Here is a 23,778-nt window from a genome sequence, read left to right as displayed (position 1 = left end):
ACGGTGGTAATTTATAGAACCAGCCTTTAGTTTGTTATTTCACCTTGGCCTCTTGTGCCTGACGCATCACCCTGAGCCAGTTGCCGCCCCATATCTTGGCGATGTCTTCTTCGCTGTATCGGCGGCGGAGTAACTGGATGGTGAAGTTGATGAGCTCGGACGAATTGGCCATGCCAGGCACACCGCCGTCGCCATCAAAGTCGGTTCCGATGCCAACATGGTCGATACCCATGATTTGGATGGCGTGTTCGAGGTGGTTGATGCCGTCGATGATGCTAGCTTTTGCACCGTCAGCCCGTAAAAAACCATGGTAGAACGTGGTGTGAGCCACGCCTCCCGCCTTGGCTAAGGCGCGAAGTTGGTCATCGGTGAGGTTGCGTGGCACGTCGCAGAGCGCCTTGCAGTTGCTGTGGCTGCATACAATGGGAACCCTACTGATGTCCAATGCGTCGTAAAAACTTTGTTCGCCTCCGTGCGAGAGGTCTACCATCAGGCCGCAATCGTTCATCTCTTTGATTACCTTCTCGCCAAATTGGGACACGCCGTGATGGGTGTTCTGGCTTCTGCGGGCACTGTCGCAGATGGCGTTGTCGCCGTTGTGGCAGAGCGTGATGTAGGTGACGCCGCGGTTGGCGAAATGCTGCACGTTACGAATGTCGTCCTCAAGGGCCAATCCGTTCTCAATGCCAAGTACGATACTCTTTTTGCCTTGCTGCTTGTTCTGATACAGTTGTTCGGGATTGCGTGCCAAGGCAAGGTAGGAATGGTTGGCCTGCACGATGTCTTCTATCTTGTCGAAAATAAGGTCGGCGTAGGCTTTTGGTCCTTCAACGGGGAAGGGTGCGATGTCTGTAAACGCTTCGTCGGGTTTGTTTTGGGGGAGGTAAGCCACCATGATGACGGCGTCTTGTCGCCCTTCGGTCATCTTGTGCAGGTCGACGAGGATGCGACTGTCGCGCTGTTCGAAATGAATTCCTTGCGGAAAGAACATCGGTGTGTCGCAGTGGGTGTCAAGAATAAGGTGGCGGTGGTGTAGCGATTTGGCCATTGAAAACTCGCTGGCGCGGTTGACAAGCCATTTGAAAAGTTTTTGTCCCTCATCACCTAACCACTCTGGATGCCACTGCACGCCTAAGATGGACTTGTGTTCCGTGCTCTCCATGGCCTCGATGATGCCATCCGGCGAGCTGGCTGTTGCCTGGAAGTGCGCTCCGGTGTCGCTGACAGCTTGATGGTGGAACGAGTTGACGAATATATGTTCTGAGTCATAGATGTCGCGTATCATGCTCTCGGGTGAGAGGATGACGCTGTGTGTAGGTTCACTTTTGTCAGCTTCTTGCGAATGCTTGAGGGTGGCGTTGATGTCTTGTGCGACCCTTCCGCCTAAGGCGAAGGCCAGTGTCTGCATGCCCCTGCAAATGCCAAACATGGGGATTTGCCGGTTAAAAGCCAGACGTGTGATGAGCAGTTCGGGCAAGTCGCGCGTGGCATTGATGCTATGCAGCTCTTTATGGGGCTCCTCTCCAGCCCACAAGGGATTGTGGTCGCCACCGCCGGTGAGCAGCAGTCCGTCAATGTTTTCCAGGGTGTTGATGATTACCTCTGGGTCGCTGACGGGTGGTATGAGCATGGGTGTGCCTCCGGCATCGACCACTTGCTTGTAGTAACGATCGCGCAATGTGGCGTCGCCATCTACATAGTTGGTGGTAATGCCTATCAAGGGACGGTGATGGGCGGCAGGGTAGGAGGAGTGAATTTGGTTGAGGTGCGAGTTGAGGTCAAACTGTTTCATTCCTCGTCTACATTTGCAGGTATTTCACGTTTGATGCTCTGCTCAAGCGAAATCAAGGTTTCGGTGCTGACAACGCCTGGAATGGTTTGCATACGGTTGTTGAGCAAGTCCATGAGTTGTTCGTTGTCGCGTGCGTAAAGTTTGATCATCATGGTGTAAGGACCAGTGGTGAAATGGCACTCAATGATTTCGGGAATCTCCTGAAGTTCGGCGACAACCTTCTTGTACATGCTGCCGCGTTCGAGGTTTAGACCTACGTAAGTGCAGGTAGAATAACCCAGGCTTTTCGGATTGACATAGAATCCGCTGCCCGTGATGATACCTTTTTCCACCAGATGCTGTACGCGTTGATGGATGGCTGCACGCGAAACGCCACATTGTGTGGCTACATCCTTGAAAGGAATGCGTGCGTTAGTTGATAAAATACTTAAGATTTTCCTGTCCAACTTGTCGATCTTGTCCGTGTCTTTTGCCATAGATTTCTGTGTTATATTGTTATTTTGATAGCAAAATTAGGTAATATTAATGATATAAGCAACAAGATGTGAATAAAAATGCGATAAATCGTACCTATTTGATAGATATTTTGTCGGTGGTATCTTGTCTCTGTTTGCCCCAATACAAGATAGACCTGGCAGGAGAGAAGATGTGTTCTCTGCCTGTCAGGTCTATACAGTGATGATTGATGTGTGTAAGGATGGCGCTGTATCGATGGGCAAATGGCCAAGGTTTAAGGTCGATGACAGTGTGCCTTCCCTTTGTGTTTATTTCTTCGAGGCAGCTGGTGCTTTCTCGATACTGATTAGTTCAACGGTGAAAATCAGGGTAGAATAGGGTTGAATCTGTCCGGCCTGACGCTCTCCATAGGCCAGTTCTTGCGGGATGTAAATTTCCCATTTGCTACCTACCGGCATCATGGTGAGGGCCTCTGTCCATCCCTTAATGACCTGATTGCAGCGGAATGAGGTGGTTTGTGGATTGCGCTTGTATGAACTGTCGAACACGTTTCCGTCGATGGTCTTGCCTTCATATTTCACAGTTACCTTGTCTTCCTTTTGTGGAATCTCGCCCTTTCCTTCGGTAATCACCTTGTATTGCAGACCGCTGGCAGTTGTTTTCACACCTGGCTGAGTGGCATTTTGCTTCAACCAGGCTGTGTTGGCTGCGATGTATGCCGACTCTTTCTCTTTCTTCACTTGGGTTCTGCGCTCTTGAAACAGTTCACTCGCCTTTTCAACGGAATAGACACTCGTGTCATTCTGTACGCCGGCGAGGAAGCCCTGGTTGAAGATTTCGGCATCAATAGCGTTGGGTGTTCCCTTGAAGTCGTTGGTGGTCTGCGGCAAAATACGGTTTTTTACCATCCTGGCGATGGCAGCACCCGCATGACGAGCCTTGAATTGAGGCGAATCAATCTGCTTTAATGCCTCCTGAAAGCCTGCGACAAATTCGGCAATCTGCGCCGGATCCATCTCGTATTCCTGCTGCAAGAAAGGCATCAAGCCATTGGTTGCGGCCAATCCAGCTGCGTAACTCAAGGAATCTTGCGGTGTAAGCAGTGGCTTCACGGCTGTTTGAATCTTCTGCTTCTTGTCCTTCTCTTTGCCTAATGCGGCCATGCTGACCGATGCAACCGACAAGAACAACACTGAAAGTAATAAAATCTTTTTCATCATCAACATTTTATTCAAAAGAAAAACTTACCTTGTATGGTTGGTTCTTGCGGTACAATGCCACAAGAACCATCAAATACAAGGCAAGTCTTCGTCTATTTATTTAATATAATAGTCAGCAGTTTACTTCTCGATGCTGATTAATTCAATCTTGAAGATCAAAGTAGAGAAAGGCTTAATCTGACCTTGTTCACGTTCGCCGTAGGCCAATTCTTGTGGAATATACACTTCCCATACAGAGCCTACAGGCATGTGAACGAGAGCTTCTGTCCATCCTTTGATGACCTGATTGGCACGCAAGGAAACAGGCTGTCCATTCTTATAAGAACTGTCAAACACTTTTCCATCGAGGGTCTTGCCTTCATAATGAACCTTCACCATGGATGTATCTGCCGGCATGGCACCGTTACCAACCTTGATAACCTTATATTGTACACCGCTTGGCAATGTCTTCACGCCATCTTTCTTCTTGTTCTCTGCGAGGAATTTCTCACCAGCTGCCTTGTTGGGGCCATATTCCTTTTCCATGACTTTGGCTCTGATTTCGCTCATCTTGGTTTGTGCTACCTGTCCAGCCTCTTCGATGGTCATCAGTCCTTTCTTGCCTGTTGTACCGGTGATGAAGCCAGCCATGAAGTTCTTCAGTGAGATGGTCTTGGTTGAATCGCTGCCGAATACCTCTTGGTTGATGCCGGTAATCATCTGATTGCTGATTTGTTGACCAATCTGGATACCTGCATAGTAAGCGGCACGGCCTTTGTCATCTCCGGCATTAGCACCCTCGTTCAATCCCTTGATGAACTGATCCATGTAGGTTGTGTCGATGTTCATGCGGCCAATGAGATACTCTTTGAGTCCTTGAGTCTGTGCCAATCCGATGGCATAGCTCAGTGTATCCACGTCTGTCTTGAGGTTTGCCTTGGGTGTTGAGTTGCCGCAACCAGTAAATGTTGCAGCAGCGATAGCCATTGCGGCTACGAATGTAAGTTTTTTCATTGTTATTTGTTGTTATTAAATTACTTTTATAAGCTCTACATCGAATACCAATGCCGAGAATGGGGGTATGGCATTGCCTGCTCCCCGCTCACCATATCCGAGGTGATAAGGGATGAAAAAGCGATACTTAGCACCTTCCTGCATCAGTTGAAGGCCTTCGGTCCAACCGGCGATGACTTGGTTTAAGGCGAATGTTGCAGGCTCGCCGCGTTGAATACTGCTGTCAAAGAGCGTACCATCATGCAGCATTCCTTCGTAATGACATGTCACCTGATCGGTTGCTTTCGGCTTTTTGCCGTTGCCTTCTTTCAGCACTACGTATTGTAAACCACTGGGAAGCGTCACTACACCTTCCTTCTTTGCATTCTCAGTCAGATAGGCTTCGCCAGCCTCCTTGACCACTTTGCCTTTCTCTTCGGCAGCTGCGCGTTGCTTCTTCTCTTGTTCTTGGAAGAAATTCTGCACCAATGTCTGCGCTTCTTGATTGTCTATTTTTGGCTTTGCGCCAGCGATTACGTCTTTGATTGCTTGTGAAAAATCATCGATATTCAAACTCTGGGCGCCCATATCAGACAGTTGTTGACCAATGCCAAGCCCCAAAGCGTAGCTTACTTTGTCCATTTTAAATAATCTATATTGATAAGTTTTGCTTTTTAACAAGGGCAAAGATAGCAAAAAACTATCATAGCTTCGAGTTATTTCTCAAAAAAATACTATTTTTGTAGAATATTAGTGTAAAAGCGAAGTCTATCCATTGATAGGCATGGGATTAAGAAATGGTAAGATCATGAAGAAGATTGTATTTCTGACAGGTGCCGGTATGTCGGTAGAAAGTGGATTCAAAACCTTTAGAGGAAGTGACGGATTGTGGGAAAACTATCCAGTAGAACAGGTGGCGACACATGAGGGTTGGGAAGCCGATCCAACGCTTGTGACCAACTTTTACAACATGCTTCGAAAGAAACTCTATGCGGCAAAGCCCAATGAAGGGCATCGATTGATTCAGCAACTCGAAGAGGTGTACGACGTAACTGTTATCACTCAGAATGTTGACAATCTGCATGAGCGGGCTGGTTCGTCGAGAGTAATCCATCTACATGGCGAACTGGCCAAGGTATGTTCCAGTCGTGATCCTTACAATGAGGCCTATATCCGCGAATTACCCCAAGAGAATTGTACCGTAGAGCCTGGAACCAAGGCTGATGATGGGTCGCTTTTGCGCCCGTTCATTGTATTCTTTGGCGAGAGTGTGCCCATGATTTCCGTCGCAGCTGAATACGCTCGTGAAGCTGATATCTTTGTCATTATCGGAACATCTCTCAACGTTTATCCCGCTGCGGGATTGGTTCAATATACCAAACCCAATTGCCCCATCTATCTTATTGACCCAGAATCGGTGCATACCAGTGGTATCCGTCATCTCAAACACATACAGAAAGGTGCCAGTGAGGGGATGAAAGAACTCATGAAGGTCTTGGAATCTGACCAATAAAGAACGTTATTGCCGTGTCAACTCATGATGATGTGCGCGCATAGTTGTTAGCTTGTACATATATAAAACCAATCAATCCATGGAGGAATGCTTATGATGAACGAACTAATTGATAAGCTGCACATAGAGCAATGTTCATTGGTGCTGCTGCACGAAGGAAACATTCGCACGTTTGAAGGTAGGGGAGTGCGAATGCTCTACAATCTACTGAACGATGAACCCGAATCGCTTTTTAAATCGAAAGTAGCCATTAAGGCAGTTGGTAAGACCGCCGCCAAGGCCATGGCAGATGGTGGTGTAACCGAAGTCTACGCTGATGTGATAAGCGAAGAGGCGCATAATAGGCTCAAAGACGCTGGCGTGAAGGTAGATTACGACAAGAAAGTAAACCACCAACGCTTCTTGGAAATATGGAAGCAGATGGGCGAAATCAAAGATTGATGCCACCCCTATGCAACAATCCCGTGACTAACCTGATGGCCATGCGCATCGTTTGTCGTACACGGTATGGCCCTCAGGGCATGCTGTTTGTGTGAGGTAAGCGCCAAACAGTTAATGGGAAACCTGCATGTAAGCTAAAACCTTATTGGGTGAGGCATGCAGAATCTCCGTAAGACAATCACCCATTGTGCTGCCGAACACCCATGCGAGCCTCAACGACATTCACCACATAGTCGCCCAGTTTTTCACATTCTTGAATGATATCCATGTAAATGGTACCAATGGCATAGGTATATAGATGCGCATTGATATCGGTGATGTTGGTTGTCTTGAGTTGATTTCGATAGCTGTTGATTTCGTTCTCGATGTTAAAAGATAGACCGGCATCCAGATTAGCCTTACGTCCAGAGAGGATGACGTTCATCTGTGTGAGGGCATCGTCGGTGAGTTCGAACATCTGGTGCAACTGCTCGTACAGCTTTTCGGGGAACTCTTCCTTGCCAGTGCGCTTGCGTTTCAAGGCACGGGCAATGTTGTAGCAACTGTCTCCGATACTCTCTATCTCGGTAATCTCTCGTAACATCGATCGTATCTTCATCTTGGTGTCGTCGCTAAGGTGCGCCGTTCCTACTTGATCCAGATAGTTGGCAATCTCTATTTCCATGCTGTCGCTGATGCCTTCGTATTTCTCTATCCGGTCGAATATTCTGGTAAACGTGTTTTCATCCTTTTCGACAAGCAGGTCTCTCACCATCCCAAACATGCGCTGCATACGTCCGGCAAACGACCGTATCTCCTTATGTGCCTCCAAAACCGAAAGCTCTGGCGTCTTCATGATGCCCGCTTGGATGAATTGCAGACGGAAGTCTTCCTCGTCATCGCTGTGCCTTGGCTTGATCAGCATGCATACCAACCGCTCTATTTGAGGGATGAACCATATCAAAACAGCTGTATTCATGATGTTGAAAGACGAGTGGAAGGCTGCCAAGACGATAGGCAGTTTCACGGCTAGTTGCTCCTGTGTCAGGTTGTGTCCCGTGGGGTCGTAGTGTACTAAGCCGCACACGGCATTGACAAACGGATAGAACACGCACAATACCCAAATCACTCCGATGAGGTTAAACACCAAATGAGCCAATGCGGTTCGTCGTGCTTGCGTGTTGGCTCCTAAGGCTGCAAGGTTGGCTGTGGCCGTGGTTCCAATGTTCTCACCCATGACAAGCGCGATACCCAGATAGATGGGAAGCACGCCAGACGAGCATAACAGGATGGTGATGGCCATCACAGCAGCCGACGACTGTACGAGACAAGTGATGATGGAGCCAATAAACAGAAAAGAAAGTATCGTAAGATAGCTGTCAACGTCGAACGACTTGAAAAACTCAATGATTTGCGGATTGCTCTCCAATTGCAACTCTTTGCCCGACGTGTTGAGCAGAACCAAGCTGAAGAACATAAAAGAGATACCGAAGAGAAAATCGCCTATGTATCGCATCTTGCGACTGTAAATCAGTATGATGCCCACGAGGAAAGACGGAAAGACAAAGCTGGTCAGGTCAACCGTGTAGCCTAAGGACATGATCCACGCCGTCAGAGTCGTTCCAATGTTCGCACCCATGATTACCGATATGGCCTGAGCGAGGGTCAACAGGCCTGCGTTGACAAACGACACGGTCATCACCGTGGTGGCTGAAGATGACTGTACGGCACAGGTGATGAACGTACCTGTGAGCATGCCGGTGAACCGATTGGTGGTCATTGCACTCAAAATGTGGCGCAACTGTGAGCCTGCCATCTTTTGAAGAGCTTCGCTCATTACTTTCATACCGTAAATCAGCAGAGCCAATGAGCCGATGATCTTGAAAAAAATCGCTAAATAATCACTCGTTGTCATAATAATTGAATTGTAATGCGATATAATTTTTGCGCTTCAGTAGAAATTCGTTATCTTTACGCTCCGTAACATTTTAATAACCAAAACGAACGAGGCTGATGAAACAAGTATTGCAAATTTGTTGCAAAAATAACAAAAAAACTCAAGATGTAGCTATCGGAAGCACACTTTCTGATGTATTCAAGCAATTTAATTTGAAAATGCCTTATGGGCCCATCTGTGCGAGAGTGAATAACAAGGTCGTGGGAATGAACTATCAACTGTACCACAACAAAGATGTAGAGTTCTTGGACATGCACGATGCTTCGGCATCAAGAAACTACACCCGAACGCTGTTCTTCATTCTGTGCAAAGCTGTTCACGACCTCTATCCAGGGTCGAGAGTGGTGATTGATATTCCTGTTTCCAAAGGCTATTACATCAATTTGCACATCGGACGCGAGGTAACCGATGAGGATGCGACGCGCATTCGCGAACGCATGCAGCAAATCATTGACGAGAAAATTCCCATAGAACGTTTCGAGGTGCGTACCGAAGAGGCCATCCGCATGTTTGAGCAGAAGGGTGATGAGGCTAAGGTAAAACTTCTCAGAAGCGTGGGTTCGCTGTACACGGTGTACTACCGTATCGACGATTATGTGGATTATTACTACGGTGCGTTGCTCACCAACACGTCGGACATTTACCTGTTCGGACTGGAAAGGTATTTCGAAGGCTTGTTGCTTCGCATTCCTTCGAAGCACGACCCCTCACAACTTGGTGCGCTCGTCAAGCAAGACAAGATGTTCGAGGTATTCCTGGAGCAGCATCGTTGGCAACACATTCTGGGCGTGAGTACCATAGGTGACTTCAATGAGGCTGTGAAAGCGGGCCATGCTACCAATCTTATTAATGTGAGTGAAGCCCTGCAAGAGAAGAAAATATCGCAGATTGCCGACCAGATTACCACGCACCCAGAGGTGAGGGTGGTGCTCATAGCCGGGCCGTCCTCATCGGGTAAGACCACTTTCTGCAAACGACTGAGCATCCAATTGCTGGCCAACGGCATTCGTCCCGTGCAGATATCGTTGGATGACTACTTTGTAGATCGCGAAAAAACGCCCAAGGATGCCGATGGCGATTGGGACTACGAAAGCATTCACGCCTTAGATATCAACCTGATAAACTTACAGCTCAGTGCGTTGTTCAGAGGTGAAGAGGTTGAGCTACCCAAGTATGATTTCCTCTCAGGTAGAAGCGGAATGAGCGGTAAACGGCTGCGTTTGGCCGACCGTCAGGTGCTGCTGGTGGAAGGTATCCATGCCCTGAACCCCGAACTGACGGCACAAATCCCGAAAAAGCAGAAGTTTCATGTATATATATCGGCACTCACCAGCATCCTATTGGATGACCACAACTACATTCCTACCACCGACAACCGACTGCTGAGGCGCATCATTCGCGACCATAAATATCGTGGAGTGAGTGCGCAGGAAACCATTAGACGTTGGCCGAGTGTGCGGGCCGGCGAGACAAAATGGGTGTTTCCCTACCAAGAAAACGCCGATGTGATGTTCAATACCGCCATGCTTTACGAGTTGGCCGTCATCCAAGAGCAGGCCGCCCCCTTGCTCGAACAGGTACCAGAAAACTGCGTGGAGTATTCGGAAGCTTATCGCTTGCGTAAGTTCTTGAGCTACATCACCCCCATTCCCAGCCGCGCCTTGCCGCCAACCAGCCTCGTCCGCGAGTTCTTAGGCGGCAGTTCGTTCAGGTATTAGCTGCACCTGTGCCGTTACAGCAAACGGCAGATGCAGGCTTTTCAATAGAAAATAATGTGAAGTGAGCGTAGGTTTGTACAGACTTGCGCTCACTTCTTTATAGTACACGTTGTCCTGCTTTCCACACCATAGATATAAAAGTTGTTGCCAAACCTTGTGAAAATGTGTCAAAAATATTTGTTATATAGATTTTAAATATCTATCTTTGAAAACACATTAATTTATAAACTATTAGCTATGGTTCAAGAAAAAAAATCTACAGATTTATTCCCTTGGGTATTGATGATTTTGATGTCATCAGTAACATTTGTGGGAATTTTATCAGAATTGGTGCCTTCGGGCGTGTTACCGCAAATCATGTCAGACCTTGGTGTTAACGAAGTTCAAGGCGGAAGGCTGGTGGGTTTGTATGCTCTTGCATCGGCCATATTCGGCATTCCGCTCATCTCGGCGACGATGCAGTACAACCGAAAGAAAGTGCTGTTGTGGTTGTTGGTGGGATTTGCGCTTTGCAATGTGTTGTCAGGTCTTGTACACAACTACTACATCGTGTTGGCGTTGCGTTTCCTCGGCGGTATCAGTGCGGGTGTCATGTGGCCGATGATTGCGGCCTTTGGCATGCGTTTGGTACATCCCAGTCATCAAGGTAGGGCTGTAGCTGTAATCATGGCGGGTAATACTTTGGGTATAAGTCTGGGTATGCCGCTGATGACATCAATCGGAGATAAGTTTGGTTGGCGTATTGAATTTATCGCATTAGGACTGCTTGTTGCGCTGATTGCCGTGCTTTCGCTATTCATGCTGCCGTCTACACCTGGTGAAAAGCTCACCAAGAGCACATCACCTTTCGCCATGTTGAAAAACAAATCCATTTTATTGATTATTCTTCTCACCTTGTTAGGTGTTTGTGGACATTACGGAGTTTATACCTACATCACCCGATTGGTTGCCGAAATTAACGTAGCAGGAGGCATTGAGATGGCTCTGATGGTGTTTGGTATCGGCTCATTGATATCCATCATCATCGCAACGAAGTACATCGATTTGTATCTTCGCGAGCTTACTATCGCCATGTTTGCCTTCTTAGCCATAGCCATGCTCCTGTTCTACTTTTTCAAGGGCGCCATGGGAATTTCGCAATTTGGTTTCTTCTTGTGGGGATTGTCGTTCGGTCCGTTGGTTACATTGTTCCAGGCTGCAGTGGGAAACCAAGTGGAAAGTGGCAAAGACGTGGCCATGTCGGTGCAGTCGTGTATGTTTAATCTTTCTATCATGATTACGACATGGATTGCAGGTTTGCTGCTGATAAGCTTCGGTCCGACGAGCTTAATATGGTATGCCGTGCTGTTAGCCGTGCCAGGAATGATTATTTCTATATTCGCCAAGCATACATTGCGACGGATAGGGTAGAGAGTCAGTTCACTAAAACTCATAAAAAAAGCTGCACATTGTAATGTGCAGCTTTTTTAATTATAATGACCTTACATCTTGAAAGGAATTTCATATTCTGTAGGTTTCTTCTTAAACAAGAATTCACCCTTTCTCACAGAAGCCAGTACACCAACACGTCTGCGGATGCAATCCCATGAGCTGTCGCCATCCAGAACGATAAAGTTAGCATCCTTGCCTTCTTCCAGTCCGTATGCGTCATGGATGTTCATACACTTAGCACCATTGTACGTAATCATGTCGAAAGCGTTTTCTACTTCCTCTGGGCTTGCATAATGTGACAGGTGGATGGCATTATCCAGGATATTCATCATGTTACCGCTTCCCAATGGATACCACGGGTCGTTGATAGAGTCCTGAGCCAATGCAACATTGATACCCATGTGCATGAACTCCTTGATGCGTGTCAAGCCGCGACGCTTTGGATAAGTGTCCTGACGACCTTGCAGATATGCATTCTCTGTGGGGCAGGAGATGAAGTTCATCTTACTTCTCTTAAACATGTCGAACATTCTGTATGCATACGAGTTGTCTGCCGAACCAAACGAACAAGTGTGGCTGGCGGTGGTCTTTGTACCATAATCCTCCAGATATACCAAGGCGTTCAATATCTCAACGAATCTTGCCATGGTGTCGTCTGTCTCGTCACAGTGAACGTCAATCAGTACGTTGTATTTCATAGCCAGCTCAACAATGTCGTGGATAGATTTCTCACCAAACTCTCTTGCCGGCTCGTAGTGAGGAATACCACCAATTACGTCAGCACCCATCTTCAGCGCTTCTTCCACCAATTCTTTTCCACCCTTGTAGGTGTACATACCGTTTTGTGGGAAAGCTACAACCTGGATGTCCACAATGTCCTTCATCTCTTCTTTCAGTTCCATGAGAGCCTTGAAGCCGATAAACTTAGGATCGGTTACGTCGGTCTGTGCGCGGATAAACTGAACGCCTTGAGAAACTTCGTCCTCGATACCCTTGCGTGCCAGCTTCTTCACACCCTCGATGGTCATGGTTGCCTTATATTTGGGCCAGTTCTCGATAGCCTCGTAAAGCGTACCCGATGCAGCGCCAATGCCTTCCATCTCGGCCAGCGTGTAAACATAGTCTAAGTGCAAGTGCGGATCTACGTAAGGAGGAAGTACAAACTTACCTTTCAGGTCAATCTCCTCGTCACATTTAGGCAGGTTATTGCCAATTTGAGCAATCTTGCCGTTCTCCACTATCATTTCCGTTGCTGAACAGTTGCGATAAATCTTCGCATTAAAAAATTTTCTTTTCATAAAAAATAAGTTTAAGTATAACACTCCAAATATAGTGATTTAAAATGGAATGTGCAACTTTTATTTGATGCCTTTTGGCATAATCTTACAATTATTATAGAATTTTCTTGTTTTTTGATAATCACCTCGTTGTGCCGCATCAATTTCGTTATTTTTATTCATCGAATGCTTTGCCATTCTATTTTCTTCATCTATCTTTGCAGAAACAATTGCATACCAGTGGTTTTGCCAGGGACAGGTCATGGATGAGTGAGTGTCCCATCAGGCATGACGGTTGCCGACAATAAACTTTAGATGAATGTGTTGATATGAAAATCAAAGGTTTAGAGAACGCTTTCAGTGCCAAAGAACTGAAAGACTATTTTTTTATCACCATCGCCATGCTTTTTTATTGCATCGGGTGGACGGTCTTTTTGTTGCCCAATAACATCACCACGGGTGGCGTTCCGGGTATTTCGTCTGTGTTGTATTGGGGACTTGGAATCCCTGTTCAGTATTCTTACTTCTTCATCAACGCTGTGTTGATTGCGTTTGCGTTGCGCTTGTTGGGGCTTCGTTTCTGCATCAAAACCATTTTTGGCATCATCATTCTCACCACGTTGACGTCGCTGGCACAAACCTATATGCTGGATGTCAGACTGTTGAGCGACCAGCCTTTCATGGCGAGTGTCATCGGTGCGGCCTTCTGTGGAACGGGTGTCGGACTGGGTTTGTCGGCCAATGGCAGTACGGGCGGCACGGATATCGTGGCCGCCATCGTCAACAAGTATCGTGACATTTCGCTGGGAAGGGTCATCTTAATTTGTGACTTGGTGATTATTTCGTCCAGTTACCTGGCTTTGCACGATTGGGAGAAGGTAATTTATGGCTATGTGGTGCTGTTCATCACTTCGTTTTGTGTCGATCAGGTGGTTAATTCCATGCGTCGCTCGGTGCAGTTTTTTATTATTTCTGACCGGTACGAGGAGATTGGTCGCCAGATCAACGAGAACCCGCATCGAGGCTGTACGGTGATCAATGCGTCTGGATTTTATTCGGGTCGCGAGATGAAGATGTTGTTCGTACTGGCTAAAAAGAGTGAGTCGGGAAAGATTTTTGATTTGATCAACGATATCGATCCTGCTGCCTTTGTGTCCCAGAGTGCCGTAATTGGAGTTTATGGCGAAGGCTTCGACCGGTTTAAGGTGAGGCAAAAGAAAAACTCTCCCAACAAATTGTCTCAAAAGAAACAAGGCAATTCAAATCCTTAGAGCCGTGAGGGGCGACTAATCTCTGCACTTTCTTGGGTGTCTGTCAGACCGTCATGATACTGAATTTTCTTGACAGGCATCGCTCTTATCCTTCGCGTGTAATCAACCAGCCTTGCTGCTGCTTGCAAATACGCCAAATATGAGCATAGTTTGTAATGTGTTGTGTTATTGGTAGTTGGGCGAAAGTGGTACTTTTCAGGCCATTATATTTTCTATTTTTCACCATAAAAGCATTGCCTTAGACGGGTTATTTGCATGCTTTTGCCGTGCAAGAGCATGCAAATTCTTCGCCAAAGTGATGCCTTTAACGCACCAATCACATAACTTTTACGCCCAACGTTGATAATTCTCATCTATTCATCTCTTGTTTGCATCCTGCCTGCCTATTGAATTTTTCTATATTGAAAGTTTCTACAGGTCGTTTTTAGACCGTTATTTGGTAAAAATAACAAACAATTCGAAGGGGCGTAATTTCTCACGTTCAGCCTCTGCATAGTGATGAGAGTCATAGGGGTGTGATTTATCATGTTTTTAGATAAGCTACACACTGAAAAAAGTACAAATAAATTTGACTTCAACAAATAAAGTTGTATCTTTGTATGTAGAAAAGCTCATACAAACATTATTATCAAAAACATTATGAAGAAGAAATTTATTTGTACCGTATGTGGATACGCATACGAAGGAGAAGAAGCACCAAAAGAGTGCCCGGTATGTCACGCTAAAGCAGAGAAGTTTAAGGCTTTTGACCCGAAAGCAATTAAAGGAACAAAGACTGAAGAGAACCTCATGGCTGCATTCGCAGGTGAGAGCCAGGCGCACACCAAGTACCTTTACTTTGCTTCTAAGGCCAAGAAAGAAGGCTATGAGCAGTTGGCTGCTATCTTTGAAGAAACAGCACGCAACGAGAAAGAACACGCCAAGGTATGGTTCAAGTTCTTGCGTGGTGGTGATATCCCAACCACAACAGACAACATCAAAGAGGCTGCTGACGGTGAAAACTACGAGTGGACAGACATGTATGTGAACATGGCGAAGGTAGCCGATGAAGAAGGATTCCCAGAGATTGCCGTGAAGTTCCGTGCTGTTGCTGCAGTTGAGAAGCACCACGAAGAGCGTTATCGCAAGATGTTGAAGAACATCGAAGACGAGATCGTCTTCTCACGCGATGGCAGCTGTGTATGGCAGTGCCGCAACTGTGGACACATCGTTGTAGGTAAGAAGGCTCCTGAGGTATGTCCCGTTTGTGACCATCCACAGAGCTACTTCCAGATTGAACCAGACAATCTGTAAGTCGACTGATATAAGTAAGAATATCAACGAGAGATTCTCAAAACGAGTATCTCTCGTTTGCATGTATACCAGTATTCTTTTAGAGGCTGTTTTCAGATTCTATCCTTATGTAGGAACGTGACAAGGTACGCACCTATGTTTGGTCAACTGTCGCTGAATAGAACGGTCTTTCGCTCGGTATGCACAAACAAAAAAATGGGATGCACCTTTCAGCGCATCCCATTTTATGATGATATAAGTAGTTTATAAGATTTACTTCAATTTGCAGTAGCCATATTTAGCCGAGCAGCAAAGTTCTTCCTCGATGCGGATGAGCTGGTTGTACTTCGCAATACGGTCGGTACGGCTCATAGAACCAGTCTTAATCTGACCTGAGTTAGTTGCAACGGCAATATCAGCAATCGTTGTGTCCTCGGTCTCTCCTGAACGGTGAGAAGTAACTGTGGTGTAACCAGCACGGTGAGCCATTTCAATAGCCTCCAATGTTTCGGTCAACGAACCAATCTGGTTAACCTTAATCAGGATAGAGTTGGCTGCACCCATCTTGATACCCTTCTCCAAGAACTTCGTGTTGGTTACAAACAAGTCGTCACCAACCAACTGGCAACGGTCGCCAATCTTCTCGGTCAGCTTCACCCAGTTGTCCCAGTCGTTCTCATCCAAACCGTCCTCAATAGAGTCGATAGGATATTTTGTAATCAGTTCTTCCAAGTAAGCAATCTGCTCATCAGCGGTCAGCTTCTTACCATTAGGATCCTTTGGCATGCCACTCTTCAACTGACGATAGTCGTAGAACCACTCACCATTCTCCTGAACAGCAAACTCAGAAGCAGCGCAGTCCATGGCAATCTTCACATCCTTGCCTGGCTCATAACCTGCATCCTTGATAGCCTGAATGATAGAATCCAAGGCATCCTCAATACCATCGAACTTAGGAGCGAAACCACCTTCATCACCTACAGCGGTAGACAAGCCGCGCTTCTTCAACAACTTTGCCAAAGCGTGGAATACTTCTGCACCCATACGAATGCCTTCTTTGATAGAAGGAGCACCCACAGGACGAATCATAAACTCTTGGAAAGCGATAGGAGCATCAGAGTGTGCACCACCGTTGATGATGTTCATCATTGGAACGGGCAATGTATAAGTGTTCACACCACCGATATAACGATAGAGTGGCATGTGAAGAGCTTTGGCTGCCGTGTGTGCAACTGCCAAGCTAACACCCAAGATAGCGTTAGCACCCAACTTGCTCTTGGTAGGAGTACCATCCAAGGCAAGCATCTTGTAATCTATCTTGCGCTGTTCCAACACGCAAAAACCTTTCAATGCTGGAGCAATGATGTTGTTCACATTCTCTACGGCCTTTAATACACCCTTGCCACCATAGCGAGCTTTGTCGCCATCGCGCAACTCTAAGGCTTCGTTTTCACCCGTAGATGCACCAGATGGTACGCTGGCACGACCCATCACACCATTTTCCAATGTTACCTCAACCTCTACTGTAGGATTACCACGAGAGTCAATAATCTCTCTTGCGTGAACTTTTTCAATTACCATAATTAATTATTTATTTTGAATGAATAATATCTCTGAATTCATTGCAAAGATAACGATAATTAAGGAATTCACCAATACAGAGATATGAAATAATGTGAAATGAACAACATTGAGCTTTGAACTTTGAGCTTTGAACATTGAACTGTCAACTTACAAACTTAAAAACTCATCAACTTGTCAACTCGTCAACTCGTAACCTTGTCAACTAAACAATAGCTTTATGCTATTAACTCGTGAACTCGTAAACTTGTCAACTCGTCAACTAAAAACTTAATCTATCACCTCGTGAACTTGTGAACTTGTCAACTCGTGAACTAAAAACTAAAAACTTAAGCTATCAACTTGTGAACTCGTAAACTCGTCAACTCGTCAACTATACAAACACACTTGCTCCCGCAGAACTTCATGTGAAGTCTGCGGGAGCAAAGTAATATATGTTTGTTCAATTGAGCTTACTCAATGACAATCTTTGAGGTCTGCACATTCGTGCCGTCGGTAGCCTTGATGAGGTACACACCTGCAGGAACTTGTCCTTTCAGCTTCTTCGCATCGAGAGGCAAGCTGAAGGTACCTATCTTCGCACCAGAGAGGTTGAAGAGTTCTGCCTCACCCTTGGTCAGGGTGATAGAAACGTTGTCAATACCTGTCACAGCACCCATCACCTTCTCAAAGTCAGTCTCTGGCGTGTCGGCGAACATAAAGCGGTTATGCTCGATGCCGTCTACCGTAGCAGTGAAGAAGTAACGTGCTTTACCGTTGTCGAACGGAATCACAGTTTTCGTCTTCAAGTCAACCAACTTCAAGTTCTGATAGTTCAGGCTCCATGTGTTCAGCTCCATGTTGTAGGTTTCATCCTTAGCGGTTTCAACGCTAAACGTGCTTCCTATCAACGAAGGCAAACTGGATATCTGTACATTCTTACCGTCAGTGGTTGTGGCAAATACAGAAGGTTCGCCCATGTTCAGCTTCTCACCCTCCAATTGAGAGTCGTAAGCTGGTGTCGCGTCCTCTTCCTGGTATGTCCAGAACTTATCAACTACCTTACCGTTATCCATTGCCACCATCACACTACCGCGGTTAAAGTCACCGTCCATGACAAATGACTTGGCGCGCAATGGTTCAGCCTCAGACTTCAATCCCGTGTAAGGAATGGTGAGTGTACCTGTCTTCTCGCTGTACTTAGGGTTGTTGTATTTCACCATGAACCCTTGCATAGGTGACAATGTACTGGTAATTCCACTCTCACCAGCCTTGCCAATGTTCACAGCTTCATAGCCACCCTTTACTTTTACAGACTGTCCATTCTGGTTCTTCCATTCATCCCAGCTACCTGTGGTGTAGATGTAAACCGTGTTGTCCATGTCCACACCAGTCTCGCCGGATTCTAACTTGATTTTATTGATGTCTACACCAGCCATGAACGAGTTACCAACAATGTTGTAACCCAATCCGTAACGCTTGGCGTTGTCATCCCCTTCTGCCTTAGAAGCGGAAACAACAGCTGCTTGTCGTGTCAGTGCGATTTCTTGATTACAGAAGTTCAGCTCGCCTTGTATCTGACGAACGCCATTGCTGCCATCCAATACAGGAGCTATCTCGTAGCCCTTGAAGGCAGTCATGTTGTCTGTAGGCGTCACTTCAATCCACTTCTGATAATAATGTTTGGGATCGTTCTTCTTCTCATCGTAGAGACGAACCTTCGCACCCTTGAACACAGGGCTCTTCTTTACTTCCTTCACAGGAATACCAATGTACTGCCAGTCAAACTCTGCATACAGATCCTTACCAAAGTCAGGAGAGGTCTTGTCCTTATTGTCCGTTGCCTTGTGGTCTGGGCGATACTTACCTAATGGCTTGAACTCTACAGAGGCAAACACTTTAGTGGTGCATGCATTTTCATTGTTCAAGATGAACGTACCCACCTTCTTGCCATCGGTAGATGTCTTCATCACAAGTTTGTCCTTGTCAGCGTCTGTGCCGAAGCCTTCCACGCTCTTCACGGTCAAACCACCATCAGCGGGAACAACCACAGCTGGGTGACCAGGTGTCTTTTCAGTAGCACCTTCCTCAATCTTCTTGTCCGGAGCGTTGTTCACCAACTTGTTTGCAGAGATAAACTTACCAGCAGGCAAGTGCAGGTCACGTACAGCCACCTTACCCTTGGCATCCTCACTACCATCAGCAAAGATGATGTCCTGACCGTCCTTAGGAACGTTGTTGGTCCAGTTCTCTTTCTTGTTGAAGTCGTTGTCCTTGTCTCCAGTCCAATAGTTGTTGCCGCAGGCATTCACATCAGCATCGTAAGCAGAACCAGCACCCTGTCCGCCCTTGGCAGCCTTAGGCACACCGTTTTCATCTACGTCACCCTTGATGACACCGTCCTCAACCATGTCCTCAGTGATGTCTTTGTTATCACCTTCAACTGCATCAGGACAGCCGTCGCCGTCACTGTCGGCATCAAAGAAGTTAGGAATACCGTCCATATCATCATCGCATGGCAGCATAATCGTTACCACAGTGTTCACCATACCCGTTTGGTCAGGAGTCTGTGTAAACGCAAAGTACTTCTTGCCGGGTTCAGTGTTCAAGTACGACAATGCTACATCATTAGTAAGATTTACGTCCTGGTTATTTATCAGCACTTTCTTGGTGCCTTGATTCTCATAGACGGTGTAGCGGTCATCGTCCATTTTGGTGTACAACTCGGTCTGTGACAACGCATGCTCATTAGTGAGAACGTTGATACCAAACTGGTTGTCCTGGTGGAACGATGAAACTGGTGTGCTCTGCATCAGCACGTACGGATGCATGGTTCCTCCAATTTCCCAAGTGGTTACAGTTCTGTCGTTATTGGTTCTAAAGCGATCTCTATCCACAGAATAGTTTTGAACCGTTACGACTACTTTACCCGTACCAGCTTCGTATCCAAACTTATCGGAGAGGTCTACAGTATAAGCCTCGTCACCCGTTGCTGCTTTTGCACCAATCACAGAAGGCAACAAGGTAAGCACCCTACCAGTCTTAGGAGTAGGATTGAGATAGTTCTCATCCTTCACAATATTAGCGAAGAGTTGCTGAGTCTTCACATTGTCTCTATAACGTATCCACTTGCTTTCACCTAAGCCGCTTTTGTCAACCGTCGGTGTGAGGTTGGATGCTGCAATGTCTGCACACTCCACAGTATTCAATATACCGTCATCGTCCCAGTCAAGATCACCAGGAGTCACAACGCATGGCTTGAAGAATATCTGTGCACCGGTGCTCTGTGCGTACTGGCGTGTCTTGTCATAGGCATCCACGCAATCGTATGTATACTCATTCTTGTCGCCATCGGTCATGCTCTTCACGATGATGGTGTAGAGATAACCCTCTTCAACCTTGTTAGAAGGGAAGAGTTTGTCACCCTTGATGATAACATTGTCTGGGAATTCCTCGACCTTTACCTTCTTGGTGCCTTTCTGTTCATAGCCTGTGATTTCTCCCTTATCGTTATAAATAGGTTCCAAGTTGGGAATTTCTTTTTCAATAGGAACTCTTTTCTTAAGCGTTTCCGCTACTGCACCTGCTACAATTCTTTCGGTGCTGTGTCCTTTCTGTTTCCATACATCGTAGGTAAAGGTAAACGGACCCTCACCACCAATACTCTGGAACTTAGCCCAATATTCTGTATTGCCGGCACAGTAGGATGCGTATGTACTGCTCACGCCTGGCTTGTCACTGTCGTTAGTGGTGATGTCGGCATGTGGTTTCAGCACGTCAACCTCTGGACGCTTTACAATTGCCTTACAGTCTACTTTCACACCTTGACCTTTGTCGCCTATCTCAGCGTCGCTGGGGTTGGTGTAACCCTGATCAGCCGCTACGGTTGGCTCTGTGGGAACCTTAGGGTCGGTAGCGTAACCTTCATTGCCACCCTTATTATTCAGCCTTAAATTGGTAGTATAGGAATTATAGACTAATTGCAACTTGGTGTTGGAAATCGTGATAGGATTAAAATCCTTCTTACCTGAAGGAACAGTGATATCTGCACCCCAGACCGTGGCACTCAGCTTTTTGCTGGTACTCATCCCTTGGTTGCCATAGAACACACAGCCATCCAACTTGTCGATGACATCTTGTGCATACGGTCCACCCTTGGCACTACGTGTATAAACATAAATGGCACCACCGCTTCCGTCTGCTCCATAATCACCATCAGCGGTGTTATTCACAAACTTGGCATTGACAATCTCGCAGTTTCTTTGTTGTGCCATGAAAAGGTGTAAAGCACCTCCTGCGCCATTGTTAGCACCATTGTGTGTACCTAGCATTGCTGTGTTTTGATAAAACACATCATCCGTAGACCAGAAACCACTTGTCCAATCACTACCTGTATTGTCCATGATACGAATGGCACCACCCTCTACAGCCTGGTTGCCATAGTATTTGTTGTTGCTGGACTTTAGATAAGCATCATTCTTTGTAAAAATGGCACCACCCATACCGTCGGTGGTGTTTCCGCTAAATATACTGTTGCTTACTTCCAAACCTTTGCTATCAGCCACTGAAATGGCACCACCGCCATCCCAACTTAATGCCTTGTTTCCTTTGAAGATACTATTTTTGATGATTACATCGTATACAATTGATAGTTGTGCAATGGCACCACCAACAGCAGCAGTATTATTCTCAAACAGACAGTTGACAAAGTTAAATTTTTGACCTTTCACTACATAAGCAGTTGGAGCATTAAGCGCAACGGCGCCACCGCTCTTTGAAGTTGTGTTGCCCACAAACTTACAGTTGGTGAAGTCACCATAACCACTTTCCACATTCACAGCACCACCGCTGTCTGCGCCAACGGAACTTGTGGTATGATTGTGGTAGAACACACAGTTTTTCACGTCGAACTTGCCCTTCTGTATACCAATAGACAAGGCATTGGCTTGTGCATCGCAACTGTTGTCCCCGAAATAACAGCCTTCCACCAACAGGCTTTTTGCATTGTTCGCTATACGGAAGGCACCGCCGTATTTAGAGCCACTGTTGTTACAGAACACAGTGTTGGTAACCTTGACATTGCCGTCTTGGTTTGCGATATAGAGTGCACCACCTTGACCCTTCGATTTATTGCCTTTGAAGTTACAGTTGTCTATTGTTACATCCACCGGAGCTGATGCATCTTCATCTTGAATCTGAAGCGCACCACCAGCATTGGTCGCAATATTGTTCTCAAACTCATTGTTGATGAAAGTAATAGTGCGGCGACCAGTTCCTGCTGGGATGTAAGTTGATCCTCCTCTCTGAACAGAAACAGCACCACCGGCGTCACCTGATTTACAGTTGTGGAACTGGTTGTTCTTGAACACTACCTCATGACATGACTGAACTCTGAAAGCTCCACCAATTCCTGATGTGGTATTGCGGAAGATAGAATTGGTGACACTTACTTTCTTAAAGCTTTGCAAAGAGATGGTTGTAATTTGCTGTCCAGCCATACCACCAAGGTTGCGGTTCACCTGCACATGATCGAGATTGACATAGGAATTGTCTTCTCCATCGGATGGTTTGTAATTTTGTGCACCAATCACCGCATATTTCTGGTCTGGTCCCAAGTGGTTGATGTCATGAAACGTAACATATTTCATGTCAATCTGTATGTTCGTCGGCTTATACGTATTAAGCTCGTTGAACACCAAGAAGCCACCACCTGTTGCACCTACGCGTTCGCCTTGTAACACCTCTACACGTTCTATCTTAATCTTTGGATTTTTCATCGTACCGAAGAAATAAATAGCTCCGCACATAGACGACTTGTAATATTTAATGGAACAGTCGATCATCTCCAAATAAGGATTGTCATACCCATTGTTATCAAAGGTAATCAATGCGCCATCACCAGAGCCACCCACAAAGTTTTTAGAATCGAACGTAATACCGTGCATAATCAACCCCTGATTGTGGTTGTTGGTACGGAATACAGATGTTTTGATCACATCTTTCGATACAAATTTAGTCACATGCCGCTGAGGGTTGCTGTTACATATATCATGAGGCAGCGTTTGTGAGCCTGGCGTGGGATATCCACCCATGAGCCACAACTTCTGTCCTTTTTTTGACAAGACGTAAAAGCCTTTCCTTCTTTTTTGACCATCGGAATACTTAATCGCATCTGTCTCACTCACGTCATACTCACCCTCTGCCAAATAAATTTTGACCTGTGTGTTTGCATTGTTCTCAGCTGTATTCAATGCTTGCTTGAGGGTTTTGTATGCATCGTTCCACGAAGAGCCATTACGAAAGTCGTTACCTGTCTTGGCAGACACGAAAAGCTCCAACGGCGGCACTTCGTCCTCTGCTTGTGCCTGCACCCCGAGTGCCATGAAGCATGCGAGGAGCATCGTCAGCAGATACCTGGTTGGTAATAAATGTTTCATGTTGTTGTTTAATTTTAGTTTTCTTTTTTTGTTTTCTACTTGCTTGCCGTTTGCCACCTGCGCCCTGTATTGGGCATGGGGAGGCATCGCGACCTTGAGGTTTACCAATGCATGGTGAACTCGTCGTCGTCGAAATCGTCAAAATCATCGAACTGACCACGCTTGGCACCTAAGGAGGGGTCCTTGCCTGGATTATAACGATCACTTGCTGCTCCAGGATCTCCTCCTGCTTGCAGAAGCAAAATTCCCGGACTTACATACGTTTTTTTTGCCATACTCAAATTTTTGTTTTAATAAATAAATAAGTTTTCTATGTTTTGCTGCCAAATATAGCTGGCACATTCTTCTCTTTTTACATACGTCTATAGCCGAACAATCGCCCAAAGTATCTGTCGCACATTGGGTTGTTAATTCAGCATTACCGTCGTCCTATTTTGCATATAGGTGTCATGGGTGTTCCATTTCTATGCTTTGTGCATTAT

The 23,778-nt window shown here is 46.2% G+C and carries 17 protein-coding genes; 6 read left to right on the top strand and 11 right to left on the bottom strand.

Translation table 11 applies throughout. The features are described 5' to 3' along the window. Positions 1–34: 34 nt before the first annotated feature. The 5 genes from HMPREF0650_RS04735 to bamJ (HMPREF0650_RS04715) all read right to left on the bottom strand — a co-directional run bounded on the left by HMPREF0650_RS04735 (position 35) and on the right by bamJ (HMPREF0650_RS04715) (position 5,082). On the bottom strand, positions 35–1,792 hold the full coding sequence (locus HMPREF0650_RS04735) for a fused gamma-glutamyl-gamma-aminobutyrate hydrolase/peptidase (protein ID WP_004348755.1): 1,758 nt from the start codon (positions 1,790–1,792) through the stop codon (positions 35–37). Continuing rightward, complete coding sequence (locus HMPREF0650_RS04730) at positions 1,789–2,268, bottom strand: Lrp/AsnC family transcriptional regulator (RefSeq protein WP_004348753.1); 480 nt, start codon at positions 2,266–2,268, stop codon at positions 1,789–1,791. The genes HMPREF0650_RS04735 and HMPREF0650_RS04730 overlap by 4 nt, the downstream gene beginning before the upstream one ends. A gap of 288 nt (positions 2,269–2,556) precedes the next feature. Next, positions 2,557–3,468, bottom strand: a complete 912-nt coding sequence (gene bamJ / locus HMPREF0650_RS04725; RefSeq protein ID WP_004348752.1) for a BamJ family beta-barrel-assembly machinery protein — start codon at positions 3,466–3,468, stop codon at positions 2,557–2,559. A 120-nt stretch (positions 3,469–3,588) separates the two neighbouring features. Then, entirely contained in the window at positions 3,589–4,461 is an 873-nt protein-coding gene (gene bamJ, locus HMPREF0650_RS04720) for a BamJ family beta-barrel-assembly machinery protein (RefSeq protein ID WP_004348750.1), read from the bottom strand. Between the two features lie 15 nt (positions 4,462–4,476). Next, positions 4,477–5,082, bottom strand: coding sequence for a BamJ family beta-barrel-assembly machinery protein (gene bamJ, locus HMPREF0650_RS04715; RefSeq protein ID WP_004348748.1), 606 nt, complete (start codon positions 5,080–5,082; stop codon positions 4,477–4,479). A gap of 166 nt (positions 5,083–5,248) precedes the next feature. Between bamJ (HMPREF0650_RS04715) and HMPREF0650_RS04710 the strand changes: the two genes are divergently transcribed. Then, positions 5,249–5,953 (top strand): SIR2 family NAD-dependent protein deacylase, encoded by a 705-nt coding sequence (locus tag HMPREF0650_RS04710; protein WP_004348747.1) that lies wholly within the window; start codon positions 5,249–5,251, stop codon positions 5,951–5,953. Between the two features lie 87 nt (positions 5,954–6,040). Beyond that, complete coding sequence (locus tag HMPREF0650_RS04705; RefSeq protein WP_004348744.1) at positions 6,041–6,394, top strand: DUF1893 domain-containing protein; 354 nt, start codon at positions 6,041–6,043, stop codon at positions 6,392–6,394. A gap of 178 nt (positions 6,395–6,572) precedes the next feature. Here HMPREF0650_RS04705 and HMPREF0650_RS04700 read toward each other — a convergent pair whose 3' ends face one another. Next, a complete protein-coding gene (locus tag HMPREF0650_RS04700) occupies positions 6,573–8,288 on the bottom strand; it encodes a Na/Pi cotransporter family protein (RefSeq protein WP_004348742.1) in 1,716 nt (571 codons plus the stop codon). Positions 8,289–8,386: 98 nt separating this feature from the next. Between HMPREF0650_RS04700 and HMPREF0650_RS04695 the strand changes: the two genes are divergently transcribed. Next, a complete protein-coding gene (locus tag HMPREF0650_RS04695; protein ID WP_004348740.1) occupies positions 8,387–10,048 on the top strand; it encodes a nucleoside kinase in 1,662 nt (553 codons plus the stop codon). A gap of 309 nt (positions 10,049–10,357) precedes the next feature. Then, positions 10,358–11,458, top strand: a complete 1,101-nt coding sequence (locus HMPREF0650_RS04690) for an MFS transporter (RefSeq protein ID WP_245543458.1) — start codon at positions 10,358–10,360, stop codon at positions 11,456–11,458. A 71-nt stretch (positions 11,459–11,529) separates the two neighbouring features. Here the strand turns inward: HMPREF0650_RS04690 and HMPREF0650_RS04685 are convergent, their stop codons facing one another. Continuing rightward, positions 11,530–12,777, bottom strand: a complete 1,248-nt coding sequence (locus HMPREF0650_RS04685; RefSeq protein ID WP_004348736.1) for an amidohydrolase family protein — start codon at positions 12,775–12,777, stop codon at positions 11,530–11,532. Positions 12,778–13,085: 308 nt separating this feature from the next. Here HMPREF0650_RS04685 and HMPREF0650_RS04680 point away from each other — a divergent pair, with 308 nt between their 5' ends. Then, the gene (locus tag HMPREF0650_RS04680) at positions 13,086–14,027 is read left to right on the top strand and encodes a YitT family protein (RefSeq protein WP_004348735.1); all 942 of its coding nucleotides are present in this window, start codon (positions 13,086–13,088) and stop codon (positions 14,025–14,027) included. On the opposite strand, the gene HMPREF0650_RS13045 is transcribed toward HMPREF0650_RS04680, so the two are convergent. Then, on the bottom strand, positions 14,024–14,164 hold the full coding sequence (locus tag HMPREF0650_RS13045) for a hypothetical protein (RefSeq protein ID WP_155813578.1): 141 nt from the start codon (positions 14,162–14,164) through the stop codon (positions 14,024–14,026). The two genes, HMPREF0650_RS04680 and HMPREF0650_RS13045, sit on opposite strands and share 4 nt — an antisense overlap. Positions 14,165–14,666: 502 nt before the next feature. Here HMPREF0650_RS13045 and rbr point away from each other — a divergent pair. After that, positions 14,667–15,320 carry a rubrerythrin gene (gene rbr, locus HMPREF0650_RS04675; RefSeq protein ID WP_004348733.1) on the top strand — a complete coding sequence of 218 codons (654 nt, stop codon included), beginning with the start codon at positions 14,667–14,669 and terminating at the stop codon, positions 15,318–15,320. Positions 15,321–15,572: 252 nt separating this feature from the next. Here the strand turns inward: rbr and eno are convergent, their stop codons facing one another. From eno to HMPREF0650_RS13040, 3 genes are all read right to left on the bottom strand, one after another. Beyond that, a complete protein-coding gene (gene eno / locus HMPREF0650_RS04670; RefSeq protein WP_004348729.1) occupies positions 15,573–16,880 on the bottom strand; it encodes a phosphopyruvate hydratase in 1,308 nt (435 codons plus the stop codon). A 452-nt stretch (positions 16,881–17,332) separates the two neighbouring features. Continuing rightward, a complete protein-coding gene (locus tag HMPREF0650_RS04665; RefSeq protein WP_245543457.1) occupies positions 17,333–23,296 on the bottom strand; it encodes a T9SS type A sorting domain-containing protein in 5,964 nt (1,987 codons plus the stop codon). 101 nt (positions 23,297–23,397) lie between these two features. Continuing rightward, a complete protein-coding gene (locus HMPREF0650_RS13040) occupies positions 23,398–23,571 on the bottom strand; it encodes a hypothetical protein (protein WP_155813577.1) in 174 nt (57 codons plus the stop codon). Positions 23,572–23,778: the final 207 nt, after the last annotated feature.

The sequence above is a fragment of the Hoylesella buccalis ATCC 35310 genome, from assembly GCF_000177075.1.
GTDB lineage: Bacteria > Bacteroidota > Bacteroidia > Bacteroidales > Bacteroidaceae > Prevotella > Prevotella buccalis.
This window is presented reverse-complemented; position numbering and strand designations above follow the sequence as displayed.